The organism is Yimella sp. cx-51 (assembly GCF_017654605.1).
Classification (GTDB): domain Bacteria; phylum Actinomycetota; class Actinomycetes; order Actinomycetales; family Dermatophilaceae; genus Yimella.
This window is the reverse complement of record NZ_CP072113.1, coordinates 3,047,693-3,064,743: the sequence shown is the minus strand read 5'-3', so window position 1 is coordinate 3,064,743 and position 17,051 is coordinate 3,047,693. Positions and strand designations below refer to the sequence as shown.

Annotated in this window: 15 protein-coding genes; 9 read left to right on the top strand and 6 right to left on the bottom strand. The window is 68.9% G+C overall.

The annotated features are described in order from the left end of the window. Nucleotides 1-40: 40 nt before the first annotated feature. Nucleotides 41-928 carry a M56 family metallopeptidase gene (locus J5M86_RS14570; RefSeq protein ID WP_244328379.1) on the bottom strand — a complete coding sequence of 296 codons (888 nt, stop codon included), beginning with the start codon at nucleotides 926-928 and terminating at the stop codon, nucleotides 41-43. A 168-nt stretch (nucleotides 929-1,096) separates the two neighbouring features. Between J5M86_RS14570 and J5M86_RS14565 the strand changes: the two genes are divergently transcribed. Next, the gene (locus J5M86_RS14565; RefSeq protein ID WP_188061265.1) at nucleotides 1,097-2,578 is read left to right on the top strand and encodes a UDP-N-acetylmuramoyl-L-alanyl-D-glutamate--2,6-diaminopimelate ligase; all 1,482 of its coding nucleotides are present in this window, start codon (nucleotides 1,097-1,099) and stop codon (nucleotides 2,576-2,578) included. Nucleotides 2,579-2,584: 6 nt separating this feature from the next. Here J5M86_RS14565 and J5M86_RS14560 read toward each other — a convergent pair whose 3' ends face one another. After that, nucleotides 2,585-3,574: a 3-hydroxyisobutyryl-CoA hydrolase gene (locus J5M86_RS14560; RefSeq protein ID WP_188061264.1), complete on the bottom strand. Its 990-nt coding sequence runs from the start codon at nucleotides 3,572-3,574 to the stop codon at nucleotides 2,585-2,587. A 26-nt stretch (nucleotides 3,575-3,600) separates the two neighbouring features. On the opposite strand from J5M86_RS14560, the gene J5M86_RS14555 reads away from it, so the two are divergent. The 5 genes from J5M86_RS14555 to J5M86_RS14535 all read left to right on the top strand — a co-directional run bounded on the left by J5M86_RS14555 (nucleotide 3,601) and on the right by J5M86_RS14535 (nucleotide 7,909). Beyond that, nucleotides 3,601-4,383 carry a glycerophosphodiester phosphodiesterase gene (locus J5M86_RS14555; protein WP_208965057.1) on the top strand — a complete coding sequence of 261 codons (783 nt, stop codon included), beginning with the start codon at nucleotides 3,601-3,603 and terminating at the stop codon, nucleotides 4,381-4,383. 10 nt (nucleotides 4,384-4,393) lie between these two features. After that, nucleotides 4,394-4,828, top strand: coding sequence for an ATP-binding protein (locus tag J5M86_RS14550; RefSeq protein ID WP_188061263.1), 435 nt, complete (start codon nucleotides 4,394-4,396; stop codon nucleotides 4,826-4,828). 89 nt (nucleotides 4,829-4,917) lie between these two features. Next, the gene (locus J5M86_RS14545; RefSeq protein WP_188061262.1) at nucleotides 4,918-5,775 is read left to right on the top strand and encodes a DUF5926 family protein; all 858 of its coding nucleotides are present in this window, start codon (nucleotides 4,918-4,920) and stop codon (nucleotides 5,773-5,775) included. After that, nucleotides 5,775-6,470, top strand: coding sequence for a glycosyltransferase (locus tag J5M86_RS14540; RefSeq protein WP_188061261.1), 696 nt, complete (start codon nucleotides 5,775-5,777; stop codon nucleotides 6,468-6,470). Before J5M86_RS14545 ends, J5M86_RS14540 begins: the two co-directional genes overlap by 1 nt. Next, nucleotides 6,467-7,909 carry a hypothetical protein gene (locus J5M86_RS14535; RefSeq protein WP_188061260.1) on the top strand — a complete coding sequence of 481 codons (1,443 nt, stop codon included), beginning with the start codon at nucleotides 6,467-6,469 and terminating at the stop codon, nucleotides 7,907-7,909. The genes J5M86_RS14540 and J5M86_RS14535 overlap by 4 nt, the downstream gene beginning before the upstream one ends. A 108-nt stretch (nucleotides 7,910-8,017) precedes the next feature. Here the strand turns inward: J5M86_RS14535 and J5M86_RS14530 are convergent, their stop codons facing one another. Then, entirely contained in the window at nucleotides 8,018-10,027 is a 2,010-nt protein-coding gene (locus tag J5M86_RS14530) for a hypothetical protein (protein ID WP_188061259.1), read from the bottom strand. Nucleotides 10,028-10,350: 323 nt separating this feature from the next. Between J5M86_RS14530 and J5M86_RS14525 the strand changes: the two genes are divergently transcribed. After that, nucleotides 10,351-11,616, top strand: coding sequence for a glycosyltransferase family 87 protein (locus J5M86_RS14525; RefSeq protein WP_188061258.1), 1,266 nt, complete (start codon nucleotides 10,351-10,353; stop codon nucleotides 11,614-11,616). 2,061 nt (nucleotides 11,617-13,677) lie between these two features. Here the strand turns inward: J5M86_RS14525 and J5M86_RS14520 are convergent. Further along, nucleotides 13,678-14,307 (bottom strand): TMEM165/GDT1 family protein, encoded by a 630-nt coding sequence (locus J5M86_RS14520; RefSeq protein WP_188061257.1) that lies wholly within the window; start codon nucleotides 14,305-14,307, stop codon nucleotides 13,678-13,680. 87 nt (nucleotides 14,308-14,394) lie between these two features. Here J5M86_RS14520 and J5M86_RS14515 point away from each other — a divergent pair, with 87 nt between their 5' ends. Then, on the top strand, nucleotides 14,395-14,880 hold the full coding sequence (locus J5M86_RS14515) for a DUF4446 family protein (RefSeq protein ID WP_188061256.1): 486 nt from the start codon (nucleotides 14,395-14,397) through the stop codon (nucleotides 14,878-14,880). Then, entirely contained in the window at nucleotides 14,877-15,812 is a 936-nt protein-coding gene (gene pheA / locus J5M86_RS14510; RefSeq protein WP_188061255.1) for a prephenate dehydratase, read from the top strand. The genes J5M86_RS14515 and pheA overlap by 4 nt, the downstream gene beginning before the upstream one ends. A gap of 6 nt (nucleotides 15,813-15,818) precedes the next feature. Here pheA and J5M86_RS14505 read toward each other — a convergent pair whose 3' ends face one another. Both J5M86_RS14505 and J5M86_RS14500 read right to left on the bottom strand, forming a co-directional pair. After that, nucleotides 15,819-16,577 carry a class F sortase gene (locus J5M86_RS14505; protein ID WP_188061254.1) on the bottom strand — a complete coding sequence of 253 codons (759 nt, stop codon included), beginning with the start codon at nucleotides 16,575-16,577 and terminating at the stop codon, nucleotides 15,819-15,821. Between the two features lie 108 nt (nucleotides 16,578-16,685). Beyond that, nucleotides 16,686-17,039 carry a hypothetical protein gene (locus J5M86_RS14500; RefSeq protein WP_188061253.1) on the bottom strand — a complete coding sequence of 118 codons (354 nt, stop codon included), beginning with the start codon at nucleotides 17,037-17,039 and terminating at the stop codon, nucleotides 16,686-16,688. Nucleotides 17,040-17,051 lie beyond the last annotated feature (12 nt).

Genomic DNA, 17,051 nt, shown 5'->3' with positions numbered 1-17,051 from the left:
AGCAGGATGCTCTCGACTCTCTCTGAGGAGAGCAGGATGCTCAGTTGACGATCGCCGCGACCGCCAGCAGCACCGGCAGCTGCAACACCACGACAGCCGCTGCGATCACGCCCACCCGTAGCCACGGCCGATCGGAGCCGTAGGCCAGGCGCTCAATGCGGGTGACAGCGTCGCTGCCAGCGCCGAGGGCCGCATCGGGGTGCCTGCCCTCGGCCAAGGCCAACATTGCGGTCGCTAGCGGACGCTTGCCCGATGTCGTCGCCGCCCACTTGTCGGCGAGCAACTCGATGAGCAGCTTCACCTCGTCCAGGCCGGCGGTGCTGCGCACTCTGGCCGGCACAGCGGTGTGCAGCACGGTGAAGAACTCCAGCACGAGATCGTGACGGTGACGCAGGTGGGCGCGCTCGTGGGCGAGCACAGCGCCCAGTTGCTCGGCGTCCAAGGCATCGAGCGTGCCCTGGGTGAGCACCACCCGGCGGGTGCCGCCCGGGACGCAGTACGCCGTCGGCGTGGGGTGGTCGAGCACGCGCACGGGGTGGCCGACGAGTCGTTCGTCTGCGCTGGGTTCGAGGCCGATGAGGTCAACGAGGGTGGAGTGCTCGCGTCGGCTGCGACGAAGTTCGGTGCCCACCTTGTGCCCGCGGATCAGGAGGCGCACCAACAGGATGCCTGAAATGGTCAGGCCCGCTACCAAAACCGGCAGGTGCTGCCAGGGGGACGGATCGTGCTGGCCCGACCGGGCTCTCGCGTACAACAGCACCGCGAGCGGCGCCGCCAGCAGGCCGGCCAGCACGCCCGCCAGCGACACGCATTGCCAGAGTGCGATCGTGGCCGCGGGCACGTCGCGGCCTGCGGTGAATCGAGGTAGCAGCCGAGGCACCGGCCAGGCCAGGGCCACGGCCAGCGCGATCAGTGCGGCGACGTACACGCCTTCCATTATCGCCGGGTTCGAGCTACCGCTTACCGTCGGCAAACGCGTGGGTTATCGAGATTCGCCGCGGTCATGAGGCGGGCAAATCTCGATAGCTGGTGCGTTTGCGACGCGCCACCGCGCGCGGCGAGATGTGCGCGGGCGCGGCGTTGCTAGGCTCGCCGGGTGTTGCTGACCGCTGACCAGATCGCCCAGATCCTCGGTGTCGAGGTGCCCCCGGTGGAGGGCGAACTCACCGGCGTCACCCACGCGTCCAATGAGGTCGAGGCGGGAAATGTATTCGTCGCGATCCGCGGATTCACCAGTGACGGCGCGCGATTCGCCCCCGACGCGATCAAGCGTGGCGCTCAGCTCGTGGTTGCTGAAGCCCCGATCGAGGGCATCCCCACCGCAGTCGTACCGGACGCCCGCGTGGCGCTCGCTCGCCTGGCCACCGCGTTCGCCGACGACCCCTCGCACCGGCTGACCGTCTACGGCGTCACCGGTACCAACGGCAAGACGACGAGTTCGTATGTGCTGCACGGCATTCTGAGCACGGCCAATGGCGAACTGGCGACGGGTCTGCTCACCACCGCTGAGATCGTCGTCGGCACGCAGCGCGAACCGGCGATCCGCACCACCGGCGAGGCTCCGCAGGTGCAGGGCAACCTGCGGAGGATGCTCGAAGCCGGGGTGAAGCATGTCGTGCTGGAGACCAGCTCGCACGGCCTCGCACTGCACCGTGTGCTCGGAACACGTTATGCCGCAGCGCTTTTCACCAACCTCACCCGCGATCACCTCGACTTCCACCCCGACATGGAGGACTACTACCGCACCAAGCGCAGCCTCTTCGAGCGCACCGAGGGTCCGAAGCTGGTCAATGCCGACGACGAGTACGGCCGGCGCATCGCTGCCGAGGTGAACGGCGTGCTCACCTACGGCCACGCCGACGACGCCGATTACCGCATCCTGGGCGCCCACCTCGACGGGGCAGGCACCACGTTCACCCTGAAAACCCCTGCCGGGCAGTCGATCTCACTCAAGACTCCGCTGCTTGGCGATTACAACGTGCACAACGTGGCCGGCGCGGCCGCGATCGTGCTGGAGATGGGCCTGGACGCCGACACCCTCGTCCGAGCCGTCGAGACGATGGCGCAAGTGCCGGGTCGCTTCGAGCGCGTGCAGGCTGCTCAGGATCACGGTTTCGAGGTGGTGGTCGACTACGCCCACACCGACGATGCGCTGCGGGTGCTGCTCGACGTCGCGCGCGAGGTCACCGACGCCAGCACCGTCGGCGCGAAGCTGATCTGTGTGTACGGCGCTGCAGGAGAACGCGATCCGGGCAAGCGGGCGCCGATGGGTGCAGTCGCATCGGCGGTGGGTGACCTCAACATCATCACCACCGACGACTCCTACTCCGAAGACCCAGCGGCCATCGCCGCTGAGGTGATGACCGGCGCCGACCCGAACAACACCCGCATCGTCCTCGACCGCCGCGAAGCGATCCGGCAGGCGTTGGACGAGGCCCGCCCCGGCGACGTGGTCGTCGTCGCCGGCAAGGGTCACGAGAGGGTGCAACACCTGCCGCACGGCGATGTCGACTTCCACGACCCGACAGTCGTCACCGAACTGCTCGCCGAGCGTGGAGCGGGCACACCCGCCGGTTGAGCCTGGTCAACCCGCGAAGGCCGCCTCCACCTCGGACGCCGGCACGTCTGCGACCGACCCGTGCGTCCAGCGCGGTGAGCGGTCCTTGTCGACGAGTTGCGCGCGTACCCCTTCGGCGAAGTCGGGATGGTGCGAGACGACGGCGGCGATCCGCAGATCCTGGGCCAGCACCTCATCGACGGTCTCCATCGCGCGGGCCCGGCGCAGTGCCGCGAGCGTGACGCAGACCGAGTAGGGAGAGCGCTGCCGGATGAGCTCGGCAGCCTCACGGGCCTCGGGCTCGTTGCTGGTCGAGAGCCGCTCCACGATGACCGCGGCGTCGTCACCGGCGTAGCACTCGTCGATCCAGCCCTGTTGCGCGGCAAGCTCGCTGTCGACCGGCAACGGTGAGTACGACGCGCCTGACCCGTCACGCATGTCCCGCAGCAGGCCCGGCCAGAGCGAGGAGTCGATGACGGCATCGCTGAGTCCGGCGAAGACGGCGTCCGCGCCATTGATCATCTGGCCGGTGAGCGCCAGATGCGTGCCGATCTCACCCGGGGCGCGGGCCAGCAGGTGCATCGCGCCGACGTCCGGGAAGAAACCGATGATCGTCTCGGGCATCGCCACCTTGGTGCGCTCGGTCGCGAGGCGAACTGCGCAGTGGGCCGAAACGCCCACGCCACCGCCGAGCACGAAGCCGTCCTGGAAGACGATGGTGGGCTTCGGGTAGGACGCCAGGCGCGCGTTCATCGCGTACTCCGCCGCGAAGAACTCCTGACCGGCCTCGCCGTCGACCACCGCGCGGCGCACCGCCACGACGTCGCCCCCGGCGCAGAGGCCTCGCTCGCCGGCGCCCTCGATCGAGACGAACTGCACCTGCGGGTCCGTGGCCCACTGCTGCAGTTGCGCGTCGATGGCGGTCACCATCTCCAGCGTCAGCGCGTTGAGCGCCTTCGGCCGGTCGAGCACGATGCGGCCCAGCCGCCCTTCCACCGTCAGTTGCACTTCGTTCATGCCAGCACTTTGGCAGGATTGCTCGCGTGGCACACGACCCGGCCCCGACCAAGCCCCTCGTCATTGCGCATCGGGGCGCGAGCGAGGCCCACCCCGAGCACACGATCCGGGCCTACGAACAGGCGATCACCGACGGCGCGGACGGCGTGGAATGCGATGTCCGACTCTCCGCCGACGACGAACTGGTGTGCATCCACGACCGCACCCTCGATCGCACCAGCGACGGCAAAGGCGTTGTCTCCCATCTGAGCCTGGAGCAACTGCGCGCCTTCGACTGGGGTCTTTGGAGGGGGGAGGAGCACAGCGCGACCGTGCTGACACTGCGCGAACTCATCGAGCTCATGCTCGCCGCATCCCGCCCGGTGCAACTGGTCATCGAGACCAAGCACCCCACGCGCCATGCCGCCCAGGTGGAGCGTCAGTTGGCGAAGATCCTGGACGAGTACCAACTGCTCGATCCGCAGGACGCCCGCGTGAAGGTGCGGTTGATGTCCTTCTCGTCGCTCGCGGTGGGTCGTTTCGCCAAGCTGGCACCACAGCTGGAGCGGGTGCAGTTGATCGAATCAGTGCAGCTGCCGCGCTTCCGCACGAGCCTCCCCGCAAACGTCCAGATCGCTGGCCCCGGCATCAACATCCTGAGGCGTGATCCGAAGTTCGTGCAGCGGCACCACGACCAGGGCAACCGGGTGCACGTGTGGACCGTCGACTCCGAGCAGGACGTGCAGCTGTGCCTCGATCTCGGGGTGGACGCGATCATCACCAACCGGCCCGCGGCGGTGCGCCAGTTGGTTGATGCGGCAAGCGGATAAGGTGCAGCCCATGACCGAGAGCGACTCCTCGACCGCCGACTCCTGGGTGCGCACCCAGCGCCTGGCCTTCACCACCGATTCAGTGCCGGAGGTGCGCCGTGTGCTGCGCACCGATCTCGCCGAGTCGCTCGTCCCCGAGGACGTCCGGGAGGAGACCGAGACGGTCGTCTCCGAACTCGTGGCCAACGCCATCCTGCACGGACGCCCGCTGCCGGACGGCACGATCCGCGTGCACTGGAAGGTGCGCCCGCCGCGCATCGAGGTGGAGGTCAGCGACGGTGGCGGCGAGCGTTCGCCGCAGCCCAAGCCGCAGACGCCGTGGGCCAACAGCGGCCGCGGCCTGCGCATCGTCCGGGCCCTCGCGCACGAGTGGGGCGTCAACGACGACGACGGACGCACCACCGTCTGGGCGGCCATGGGTGGTCCCTCGCGCCGTCGGGTCTGACCCACCCGAGAGGGTGTGCACAGCGAGTGGCGAAGCCCACCGTCGGGCTGGCACCCACTGAGTGCGACTGATGAGTAGGCTCACCCATCATGGGGAAAGCCGCCCGTCGCAAAGCCGACAAACCGCCGAAGATCAAGCCAGCTCCGTACGTCGGACGTCCATTCCAGGGCCTCCCTGACGAGGCCCAATGGGTGGCCCTGCGCGAGATCGTGCCTTCGGCCACCAGCCCGGTGACCGTCGAGGTCGACGGCACCAGTCACGACCTCACCTTCGCCACCGTGCTGCCGATGAGCTGGCCGGCGATGAAGCGCGACAACGGTGACATCTACATTGGCGTGCAGTCGGTCGTCGCTTCCGGTGATGTGAGTCGCGATCTCGCCGAGATCGTCCGTGCCGCAGTGCAACTGGACGATGGCCAGCCGCTGGAGCAGGCGCCGAAGGCCACTGCCGACAGCCCCCGGCTGCAAGACCTCGTCACGAGCACGTCGCTCGATCTGACCGTGCACGACGGCTTCGACTTCTGGGTCGAGGGCCAACACCTGGACGAGGGCGGCAAGGCGTCGATGGAGCGCGCCAACGAGGCGGTCGCCCCGACCGTCCGCATGGCCGACGTGCCGTCGGCCTACTGGGTGCGCATCGGTGAGCGCACCTACGTCCGCTGGATCCTCGATGTCGACGAGAACAAAGCCACCGACGCGTTGGCCCGCCTGCACGCCGCCGGTGAGAGCACCCTCGGCGACGGACGCCTGCTGGGCGCGTTCCGCGCGTACGGCCTGCTCGTGCCGGTGTGGGAGGTGCCGGCCGACACCGAAGCCGGCGATCACGGCGCCGCGATGAAGCAGCTCGCCGACCGGTTCACCGCTGCGTACGAGAACGACGAGCCACTGACGACCGAAGAACGGCGCGCCCGGAACGGCGTGGTGAGCAGACAGATCACGCTGCGCTGATGCCGACCCGCATAGGTGCTGTTGCGATCATCCCGGCCAAGGATGAGGCGCAGCGGATCGCACAGACCGTCGTGGCGTTGGCCGGCCTGGACGTCGTGCTCAGCGTGATCGTGATCGACGACGGCTCGACCGACAACACCGCAGACGTGGCCGGCGCGTCCGGTGCGTACGTCATGCGTCACCCCCAGAGCACGGGCAAAGCCGGAGCGATGACGACCGGCGTCGAGTACGCCGACCAGTTGGGTTACGACCAGAGTCCGGTGCTCTTCGCCGACGCCGATCTGGCGGCGACGGCTTCGGCGCTGGTCGATCTGGTGCGTCCGGTGCTGGCCGACGAGGCCGACCTGACGATCGCGACCCTGCCGCCGCAGCAGAGCGCCGGCGGCGGAAGCGGACGGGTGGTGCGCTTGGGTCGTGAAGGCATCGAGGCCGCCACCGGTTGGACCGCGAAGCAGCCGCTCAGTGGTCAGCGATGTCTCAACCGGGCCGCGCTCGAAGCAGCCACCCCGTTCGCTCCCGGTTGGGGAGTCGAGGTCGGCATGAGCATCGACGTCCTGCGGGCCGGCCTGCGCGTGGTGGAAGTGCCGGTCGACCTGCAACACCGCGTGACCGGCACCGACCTGCGCGCCAAGCTGCACCGCGCCGCGCAGTATCGCGACGTCAGGCAGGCGCTACGGCGCCGGGCCGACCGGTGAGGCTGCTCGGGAAGTCACGAATCCCGTTGCTGTTCGTGGCATTCGGCCTGCTGCTGCTGGTCGGTGCCGGACGCACCTCCGCCGCCAAGCCGCCGCTCGGGTCGGGCGACTTCTCGCCCGGCCCGCTCGTGCCCTGGTATCCCTCCTCGGCAACCGTCACCACGATCCTGTTCATCGCCTATGCCCTGGCGGCGCTCGGTGTGCTCGCCGGCCTCGCCCGGATGCCGCTGCGGATCGCCCCGTGGTGGTCGGTCGGGGTGCTCGGTGCCGCCGTCCTGCTGACCGGCCCGTTCGGTTCGGCTGATCACCTCAACTACGCGGCGTACGGCCGCATTGCGATGGGCGGCGACGACCCCTACGCCGAATCGCCGATCGACTGGCATGACGGCCTCGATCCGGTGGCGGGCGCGGTGCAGGTGCCCTGGCAGACCACCCCGAGCATCTACGGGCCACTCGCCACGGCTCTGCAGACCTTCTGCTCGGCCGTCGGCGGATCCAACCTGCGTGACACTGTCTGGGTCTGGCAGTTCATGATCGTGCTGGCGTGGTTCGGCGTCCGGCTGTTGTTGCTGCGCATGACCGCCACCGACGAGATCGCCCGCAGACGTGTCGATGTCTTGTGGACCTTCAACCCGCTCGTTTTCGCCGTGCTCGTGCTGGGTGCCCATGTCGATCTCATTGCCGCACTCTTCGTGCTCGGCGCGCTCTGGACGATGAAGGACAAGCCGTGGGCTGCGGGCATTTTCTCCGGGGCGGCGTTCTCCACCAAGGTCACCTACGGCGTCGTGCTGCTCGCGGTGCTGTGGGGTTGGCGCAAGGTGGCGCGTCCGGAGCTTCGGCAGTCGGTGCTCCACCTGCTCGGTGGCATCGCGCTGATCGTCGTGCCGTCCTATCTCGTCGCCGGACCCAACGTGCTGCGCCAGCTGCGAGCCGCGGGCGGGTCGTTCTCCTACGCCTCACCCTGGTCGCCGGTGATCCGCGGCCTGCGTAACTTCCTGGGCGAGTGGGCGGTCACCGCGATCTCGTTCGGGCTGGCCGCCGTCCTCATGGTGCTCTTCGCCTGGGGCGGCTACCGCCTGGTCGAACGCTTTGGGCTGGCCCGCAGCATCGAGGACGCCGCCACCCGCGAAGCCATCGCCCTCACCTTCGTCCTGATGACGGCCTACGTGCTGCTCGCGCCCTATTCACTGCCTTGGTACGACGCGGTCACCTGGATGCTGCTGCCGCTGCTGGTGCCTTTCGCCTGGGACGCCGTGTTCGTCGTGCGCCACCTGTTCATGACGTTGGCCTACGCGCCCGGCCGCGCCGCCGGCATCGCGCCGTCGGTGCAGGACTGGACGCTGGGCTTCCGCAGCAATGTCACGCCGTACGTCTGCTGGGCGGCGTTGGTGGCGCTGGTCGGCCTCCACTGGCGCTCGCGGCGTCGGTCGTCCCGTTGATCGCGCAGCACTTCCCGCACAAACCAGACGCAAAAGGTACGTTTCGGGGCCGAAAGCGTGCGATATGCGTCCGGTTTGTGGGTCTCTCCAGGTCCCGTCGGGAACCGGTTAGATGCGGATGACGTCGTCCTGTTCTCGACGTAGGTGCTGCGCGGCGACGGCCAGTGCGAGCGCAATCGCCAGCCCCATGCCGTTGAGCAGCAACGCGAGCCCGGAGTCGTTGATGGCGAAGCCGACTGACCACAGCACGAGCAGTCCGATGAGTGTTTGACGCCCGAACAACACCCGGGTCAAAGCATTGTCGAGGCGCGGTTCGCGGCGAGCGACCAGCACGATGATCGCCACCAGTACCAACGGCACGAGCGGGCTGAACGGGGTGTCGAAGACGAGCCTGACGTTGGCCGCGAGCTTGTCGCCGACCACGCCGGCGCCTTCGCCGTCGATGACCTGCTGGACGAAGCGTCCGAGGTGCGTGCGGGACGCCGCCGGCCGGAGCCAGTCGGCCACCGCGAGAGCGAGCGCCACGAAGGCAGCCCCGAGGACGACGAGTACGACCATGCGCGGACGCAGGCGGATTCCCAGCGCGAGCAGCGTGAGAACCGCAGTGGCCACGACCACCGCCGGAGGTCCGCCGAAATCGGCACCCCAGCCCGGCCAGCCGTCCACGGTGACGGTCGCCAATCCGGCGAGCGCGATCGTTGCCGCGGCCAGGCGTTCGAGCCCGCGGTTCAGGAAACAGCCCGCAGCGAGGCCGGCGGCGATCAGCGCAGAGGTGGCCAGCAGCGCGAAGCCGACATTGCCCATGCCGTAGAAACGTCCGCCGTTGAGCGGTTGCAGACCCAGCAGTGCATTGAATTGCAACCGCGAACCGTGCATCACGTCCAGCGCAAGCACCACCCAGGTCGCGATGGCCACCGCGATCGCCGGTCCGACGGGGGAGCGGCGCCAGCGCCCGGCGTAGGCGACCAACGTGATGGCGCCGGCGAACAGCAGGGCGAAGACCGTCAGCCACACCGCAGCAGCGGGCCAGGACGCCCACGGTGCCCACACCGCGAGGAAGGTCGCGATTGGCACGGCTGCCCACAGGGTGGTGGCGGGCGGGAGCCAGGCAGGCACCCGGTCGCGCCGACGACAGAGCGCGATGCCCAGCAGCAGTCCGGCCAGGCCCCACGCCCCGAAGAACGGGGTGGTGAGGTCGAAGACGGCCCGCAGTGTCGCGTCCGACTGTCGGGCGTTGTTGACCAGTGACGCCGAAGGGGTCTTGTTGGACGCGAGTTGCAGCGGCGAACCCTGTACCTGCGCGGGCACTGGTCCCAGCGGTGCAAGAGCTGTGGCCGTGAGGTCGGCGAGTTGGACAACACCCGGCTGGCGCACCGAGGCCGACCACAGCGTGCCGTGCTGCACGTTGTTGCCGAGCACGAAGAGCATCCGCAGCCGGGCGTCCTTCGGCGCGACCGTGCGCGGTCCGTCCGAGAGCCCGGTGATGACCACCGTCGCGGTGGCCGGCACGTGGGAGAACGCCGTGTTCAGTTGCGCCATCGAGGTTTTCGCACTGCCGCCGGAGGCGTCCACGAAGGTGAGCGGGCACCGGTCGAAGGTGCGGCTCGGGGAGGCCTCGTAGTGGCTCACCCGGCCATTGCGGTCAGCAGCGGCGAGCGCAGCTCCGGCCCCGACGGCCGCCACGCACTTGCCCGACGTCCGATAGCGATCGGCGAGCAACCCGATCTGTGGCAGGCGTGAGCTCCAACCGGGGAAGGACTTCAAGGACGCCGATTCGCCCGAGACCGTCGGGGAGGGCGGGTTCGCGCACAGCCAAGGAGCCGAAACTCCACGCCCCGCAGAGATGCTCAGCCAGGCGTCCGCACTGCACGTGCCGGTGGAACCACCGCGCGGATTAAGCGAACCGATGGCGCCGTAGTCGAGGGTCTGCCACAGGTCGGGATACGACGTCGAGCTGACATCGGCCCAGCGCAGACCAGGTGCAGCGATCACCACCATCGTGCGATCGGGCTTCAGCTCGACGCGTCGAGGCGCCGGATCGACGAGGTTGACCACGCCCAGCAACGCCGCGAACGAAACCAGAGCCGCCAGGACGGCGAGTGCGTACCGGCGAGTCATGGCGAACAGGCTACGTGGCGCGCCCGTCCGCAAACGCGGCCCTTCCAGCCAGATGTGCGGCCTTTGTTCACGGGTGCGGCGGTTGCAGCTAGCGCGTTTGTGAAGGAGGGCCGCGTTTGTGGGGAGGGGCGAGCGGGGACGTCCGTTGCGCGAGAGGTGGGCGATGTGGGTGGCCGGGTCGACAAACGCGGCCCTTCCAGCGGCAGATGCGGCCCTTGTTCACGGGCGCGGCGGTTGCAGCTAGCGCGTTTGCGAGGAAAGGCCGCGTTTGCGCCGGGGACGCCTGCCAGCCGGAACGCCTGACGCCAGGCACAATGAGCCCCGTGACCGACACCGACAAGCGACGCCTTGCCTGGGCCGGTGCCGTCCTGCTGATCCTGGCCTCGATCGCACCGCTGGTCTGGTTGCACCTGATCGACGCCCGACCGGGACGGTGGCAGGTCGACCTGGAGGTCTACCGCAACGCCGGCATCTCACACTTGAAGGGCCGGCCGATCTACGAGACGGTCACGCCGCCGCCGCAGTTGTTGCCCTTCACTTACCCGCCGTTCTCCTCGATGCTCGCGGTGCCGTTGGCGCTCGTGCCGTTCAAGCTGGTCGGCTGGATCTGGTACGTCCTCCAAGCCCTGACCAATATCGCGATCGTGTGGATCGTCGGTGCTCGCTGGTGGACCCGTCCGCAGTGGTGGCGTCCGCTCAGCTTCGGCGCCGCAGTCGCGGTGGGCTTCCACCTCCTGCCGGTGTCGGACGGTTTCCGGTTCGGTCAGGTGGACGCGTTCCTGGTCTTTCTCGTCCTGGCCGATCTCACCCGGTGGCGGCCGCTGCGCCGAGTCCCCTACGGCGTGCTCATCGGTCTGGCCGCCGCAATCAAACTCACCCCGGCGATCTTCATCGTCTACCTCGCGGTCACCCGGCAGTGGCGGGCGTTCTGGACCTCGATGGCCACCGCGGCCGGGGTCACCCTCTTCGCTGCGGCCATGGATCTGCAGAACTCCCTCGATTTCTGGTTCGGTGCGCTGCTTGACCCCGAGCGGCTGGGCAACAACGACGGCGTGAGCAACCAGTCGCTGCGCGGCATGATCTACCGGCTGCACGGCAACAACACGATCGGCTCGCTGATCTGGCTCGCGCTGGTCGCGCTCGTGCTGGTGGTCGGCATGCGGATCGCGTCGGAGGCACACGCCCGGCGTAGCCCGGTGACCGCCACCGGGGTGGTGGGTCTCATCGCGCTGCTGATCTCGCCGGTGTCGTGGATCCATCACCACGACTGGATGCTCGTCGTCTTCGCCTCGCTGGTCGTCTTGGCCGGACGCTCACGCACACGGTGGGCAGCGATCGGTGTGCTCTTCGTGGTCTACCTGCTCAAGTGGCCCTGGTGGGGCTACTGGGGCATGGGCTCCCCGGGTGAGTTCGACAACCATTGGCCGCTCAACCCAGGGCTGCAACTGCTGGCCAACAGCTATGTCATTGCTGCGCTGGCGGCTCTGCTGCTGGTCGGGGGTTGGCAGCGATCCGCGCGCGCTGCATCAGCACCATTGGAGCCAGCAGCATCAGGCCCGCAGGCGGAATCGCCGTCCCCGAGTCGTTGATCAGGAAGCCCATCAGCCAGCACACCGTCACCGCGGCCATGCCGTTGCGCAGCACCGGCATGCGCTCGAAAATCGGTTGCAGCGGCGCGCCGAGCACCGACTGCGGACGCAGCAACGCGTAGATCAACACGATCAGGATCACCGGCACCAGCAGGGCCAAGGGCGTGGACGTCAGCATGTTCCAGTTGGCTTGCCAGATGCGTTGTGCCCGACCGAAATCGCCGTTCTGCCGCACCTGCGCGAAGAAGTCGCCGAGGTGGGTTCGTTCGGCCGGACCGCGCAGGTAGTCCAGCGCGGCCATGCCGATGACGATGGCGGCCCCTGCCGCCGAGAGCAGGAAGAAGCGCACCCAGGTGAGCGTCCATCCGGCGGCGTTGATGGTGAGGTAGGCGAACGCCGGCAGCAGCGCGACCGGACCACCGCCGTCCGCGCCCCAACCGGGGTAGGCGTCGACGACGACGGTGGCTGCCCCCACCAGGGCGACGGTCAGCGCGGCGAGGCCGTGGCGGCCGCGGCCGCCCCGGGTCAGAGGGCTGGCCACGATGGCGGCGAACATCAGCGCTGACGTCGCGAGCAACGCGAAGGCTACATTGCCCATGCCGTAGAAGCGACCGCCGTAGACCGGCTGCAGGCCGAGCATCGACAGCAGTTGCAGGTCGTCGCCGTGGGTGACGTCGAGCGCGATCACGCCGCCGGTGACGAGACACAGCGCGGCCATGGAGCCGCCCATCCAGCGTCGCCACGGGCCGAGCAGGGCGACCAACGCGAGTGCCACCGCGATCACGCCGACCCCTAGCCCGAGCGCTAGGCGGGGGCGGTCATGGCGCCACCAGGGCAGGGCGTTGACGATGAAGGTGGCCACCGGCATGGCCACAGCCGTGGACGCGATGAATGACACGAAGCGGTGCGCGGCCCGTTGCACCACTGGTCGATGCGCGCGGCGCGCGGCCAGGACGGCGCCCCATCCGAGGGTGAGGAAGGCCACCACCAGGCAGTAGAAGGTGATGATGAACTGCCGGACGAATCCGTGCTCAACCTGCAGCGCGTGGCTGATCTCGCCGCTGCGCAGGATGGGCGTGGTCGGGCTACCGGAGGGCTGCACCAGCAGGTTGCGCGCCTCCGGGAGTTGGGGCGCCTTGTCGCCGAGTCGGGTGAGCATGAAGGCCGACAGGTCGACCAACTGCACGATGCCCCGCTGCCGTGTGGAGCCCGAGGTGAGCAGACCGTGGGCCACGCCGGGCCCGGCGATCACCACGGGGTGCAGCCGTTCGGGGCCGTCGTCGTCAGCGAACGACCCGACGACGATCGTCGACTGCGGCGGGGCGTTCTGCAGGAGATGGGTGAAGAAGGCCTCGTCCGGCGAATTCAGGCTGACGAAGGTGATGTCGCAGGCGTTGAAGTCGACCCGGCGGGGATCAGCGACGTAGTTGGAGACGAAGCCATTGCGATCGGAGGCGCCGACGGCCGCAGCCCGGCCGGCGGCGGTGATGCAGGTCGGACCGCCGATGGGCGCGAGGTCGCCGGCGAGCCGTCCGATGTCAGCCGCCTGAGTGCGGGCCAGCGTCGCCTTGCGCCATGCCGGCCAGTCGGAGAACTGCGCGACTCCGGCCCCGATGGGGGTGGGCTCGGGGGCCTGCGGACACTCGGCTCTCTGCCCGGGAGGCGCCGCGTTGACCGGTTTCCACAAGCTCGTGCGGACGCCCGCCGACAGTGACAGCCAGCTCTGCGCCGAACAACTGTGATCGGATAGCCCGCGGGTGGTCATCGCCCCGACCGCACCGCTGCGTGCCAGCGTCCAGAGTGCGGACGTGCGGGCCGCCGGGGTGTCGTCGAAGGTCAGCCGTGGGGCGGAGACCACGATCAGCGGCCCCCGTTGCTCACCGATGGATTGCACCGGGGGTCGGGCTTGGAGCACCGACCAGGTGATCGACGCCGCCATGACAGCCATCACCGTGAAAGCGGTGATGAGTATCCAGCGGCGGAGCATCCGGCCAGACTACGGTCCGGCGCACCTGCGCCCCGAATCGAAGATGTCCGCTCGGGTCACAAGGTGGATACGGATCAGACCGGCAGCCAGCCCGGCATGTCGACGCCCGCCAGTTGCAGCGCCATCGTCGCGGCGAAGAAGAGGCAGATGCAGCCGGCGACGCGGCGGATCGTGGCCAGCGGAATGCGGGTGAGCAACGTGCGACCCAGGAGCGCTGCCAGGCCGGAGACCAGGGCCAGGGCCAGGAAGGCACCGACACCGACGGAGAGCGCGTCGCCGCCGCGCGCCACGAAACCGGCGGTGGCCAGCTGCGACAGGTCTCCCCACTCGGCGAGGAAGAGGATCAGGAAGCTCGTGGTGATCGCATGCCAGCCCACGGCGCTCTTGGTCGACTTGGCGCCGAATTCCTCCTCGGCCTCGGCCCCCTCGTCCTGCGCCTTGGACGCGCCCCGCAGCAGCAGGAACCCCGCGACCAGGAAGAGCACCATGACCACCGCCTGGACGGGTTCCTTCGGCAGCCGCGACAGCAAACCACCGAAGGCCACGGCCACGATCGTCTGCACCAGGAAAGCTGCTGTAACGCCGATCCACACCAACAACGGGCGGTAGCGGGTCGACAGCACGAGGGTGGCGATGAAGGTCTTGTCGGGCAGTTCGAGCACGAACAGCGTGGTGAAGACCGTGAGGGCAAGGGCAAGATCCATGGCGCACCCAGGCTAGGCGCGATCGGCGGCGTCCACGAAATCGTCGTCGCTCGGCCCCGCCCGCGAGCCACTGGTTAGTCTGCCCAGGTGACCTCGACCGCGGTGGCGCTGATCGCCCTCGTCGTCGCCGTGCTCGCGCTCCTGGCGGCTGCGGTGGCGGTGCTTCGGCTGCGCGCGGTGCAACGCAACTTCGAAGTGCTCTGGGGTCATCCCGAACGAGATCACGACGTGAGCGCCGTCGTCCGCGCCGAGCACGACCGCATCAGCGCCCTCGACCAACGCGTCACCGCCCTCGGTGGACGCGTCGACGGCGTGCTCGACCACGTCGCCGCCGGTCTGCGACACGTGTCGGTGGTGCGTTACGACGCGTTCGGCGACATGGGCGGACGATTGTCGTTCTCGGCAGCGATCCTGGACGACGCCGGCGACGGCCTGGTGATCAGTTCGATCCACGCCCGCGGCGAATCGCGCACCTATGCCAAAGGCGTGATCGACGGACGCAGCGAGATCACCCTCACGCCCGAGGAGCGCCAAGCTCTCGCGGCAGCACGAAGCGACAAGGACAACGCATGACCACCTACGGCTACTTCGGCCCGCGCGGCACCTTCAGCCAGGCGGCGCTCGCGAGCTATCTCGAATCCGTCGACACCACAACGAAACTCGATGAGTCGAAGCCGTTCTCCACCGTGCCCGCGGTGCTCGATGCGGTGCTGGCCGGCGAGGTCGACTACGGCATGGTGCCGATCGAGAACTCCGTCGAAGGTGGCGTCTCGGCCACCCTCGACGCGCTCAACGCCCGTGATTCGCTCTTCATCCGTGCCGAGGTGCTGGTGCCGATCACCTTCGTGCTGGCCGTGCGGCCCGGCACGAGCCTGGCCGACGTACGGGCCGTCGGCTCCCACTCACACGCCTGGCCGCAGGTGCGCGGTTGGATGGCCGCCAACGCGCCGGACGCCGCGTACGTCCCCACTCTTTCGACCGCCGCTGCCGCCGAGGCACTCGGCAGCAGCGCGGAGGTGCCCTATGACGCCGCGGTGTGCGCGCGGATGGCGGCCGACACCTTCGGACTGGACGTGCTGGCCGAGCACATCGGTGACAACGCCGCGGCCGTCACCCGCTTCGTCCTGGTCTCCGGCCCGGGCCGGCTGCCCGAGGCGACCGGCGCCGACAAGACGACGATCATGCTCTTCCAGCACGACGACCACTCCGGTGGCCTGCTTGAACTGCTCGAGCAGCTGGCCGCGCGCGGCATCAACATGACCCGGCTCGAATCGCGTCCGACCGGCGCCGCCATGGGCGACTACTGCTTCTCCATCGACTTCGAGGGCCACGTCGACGACGCCCGCGTCGCCGAAACCCTCATGTCGCTGCACCGCGTCGCGGCGCGCGTGCGTTTCTTCGGGTCGTACCCGCGCGCTGACCGCCGAGCCGCCTCGGTGGTGCCGAGTGCGTCCGACACGTCTTTCGCGAACGCCCGCGCCTGGTTGGACGACCTGCGCCAGTAGGGCAGGTCAGGCCGGGCGCACCCACACGACGTAGTTGTTGAGGTGGTGCCCGCCGCTCATCGGCGACTGACGATCGCAGGTGATGAGTGCGACCACCGGGCTAGACGAGCCGCCCCACACGCGGGCGTCGGTCTGCAGGGCGGTCTTGTTGACCGACTGCTTGGCGGTGACGCGCCACTGCATCGTGCGTCCGTTGCTGCACTTGATGGTGACCGGTGCACCCATGCCGACGCGGTCGAGCTCGTAGAAGTCGTCCGGGCCGTCATATGTGACATGGCCGGCCACCACGGAGACGCCGGCCGCCCCTGGCTGGGGCGACTTGTTGTACCACATCGTGGTCTTGGCGGGCGGGTAGATCTGGCCCTGGGCGTTGGTGCCCATCGCCACGATCGGCTCGGTGATGCCGACGCTCGGCACGTCGACGCGGGTGGGGATGCACCCCTTGCCCGGCGTCGCCGCCATCGAGGTCGCCTTGCCGTAGCCGGTGGGCTTGGGCACCACGCTGGGGTTGCTCTTCTTCTTCGTGCTCGTCGGGCTGCTGCCGGTCGAGGCCGCCGCACCCGAAGTGGACGAGGTCGGCGTGCTTGACGTAGAAGTCGGTGCGCTCGAGGTCGAGGTGGTCGACGTCGAGGCGGCCGTGCCTCTGGGGGCGCTGGACGTGCCGGTGCCGGTCGGCGCAGACGGGTCGGTTGCGGTGTCGGTGCCGCCCCCGCACGCGGTGAGCAGCACAGTGGCAGCGGCGGCAGCTGCGAGTGCAGTGCGCATCGGATCAGTCCCCCCAGATCATCAAACAGCGACGGGGTCCAGAGTACGTGTCGCAGCGGTCCGCGGGGAATCAGCGGCGATCCCGGTTGTCGGCCGTCGCCGAACAGCTCAGACCGACGCGCGGTGCACGTGCGCCATTGCGTGCGCGATCCGCCCCGAATCGATGCGCAGTATGCGCAGGTTGCCCGAGATCGGGTTGGTGTCACCGAGGAACCACATGCCCGGTGCCGACGGTGCCTGGTGGCCACGCGAGACGACCGGACGTCCGTGCCCGTCGAGCACACCAAGGTGGCCGATGAGGGGTTCGAGGCCATGGGTGTAGCCGGTGGCGAGCAGCACCACGTCGGGTTGGATGCGGGAGCCGTCGGCCAACACCACGTCGGTGCCGTCGAAGCGCTCGACAGTGCTGACCACCTCCACCTGACGCTGCTGGATCGCGGCGATGAGCCCGACGTCCTGCACCGGGATGGCGCG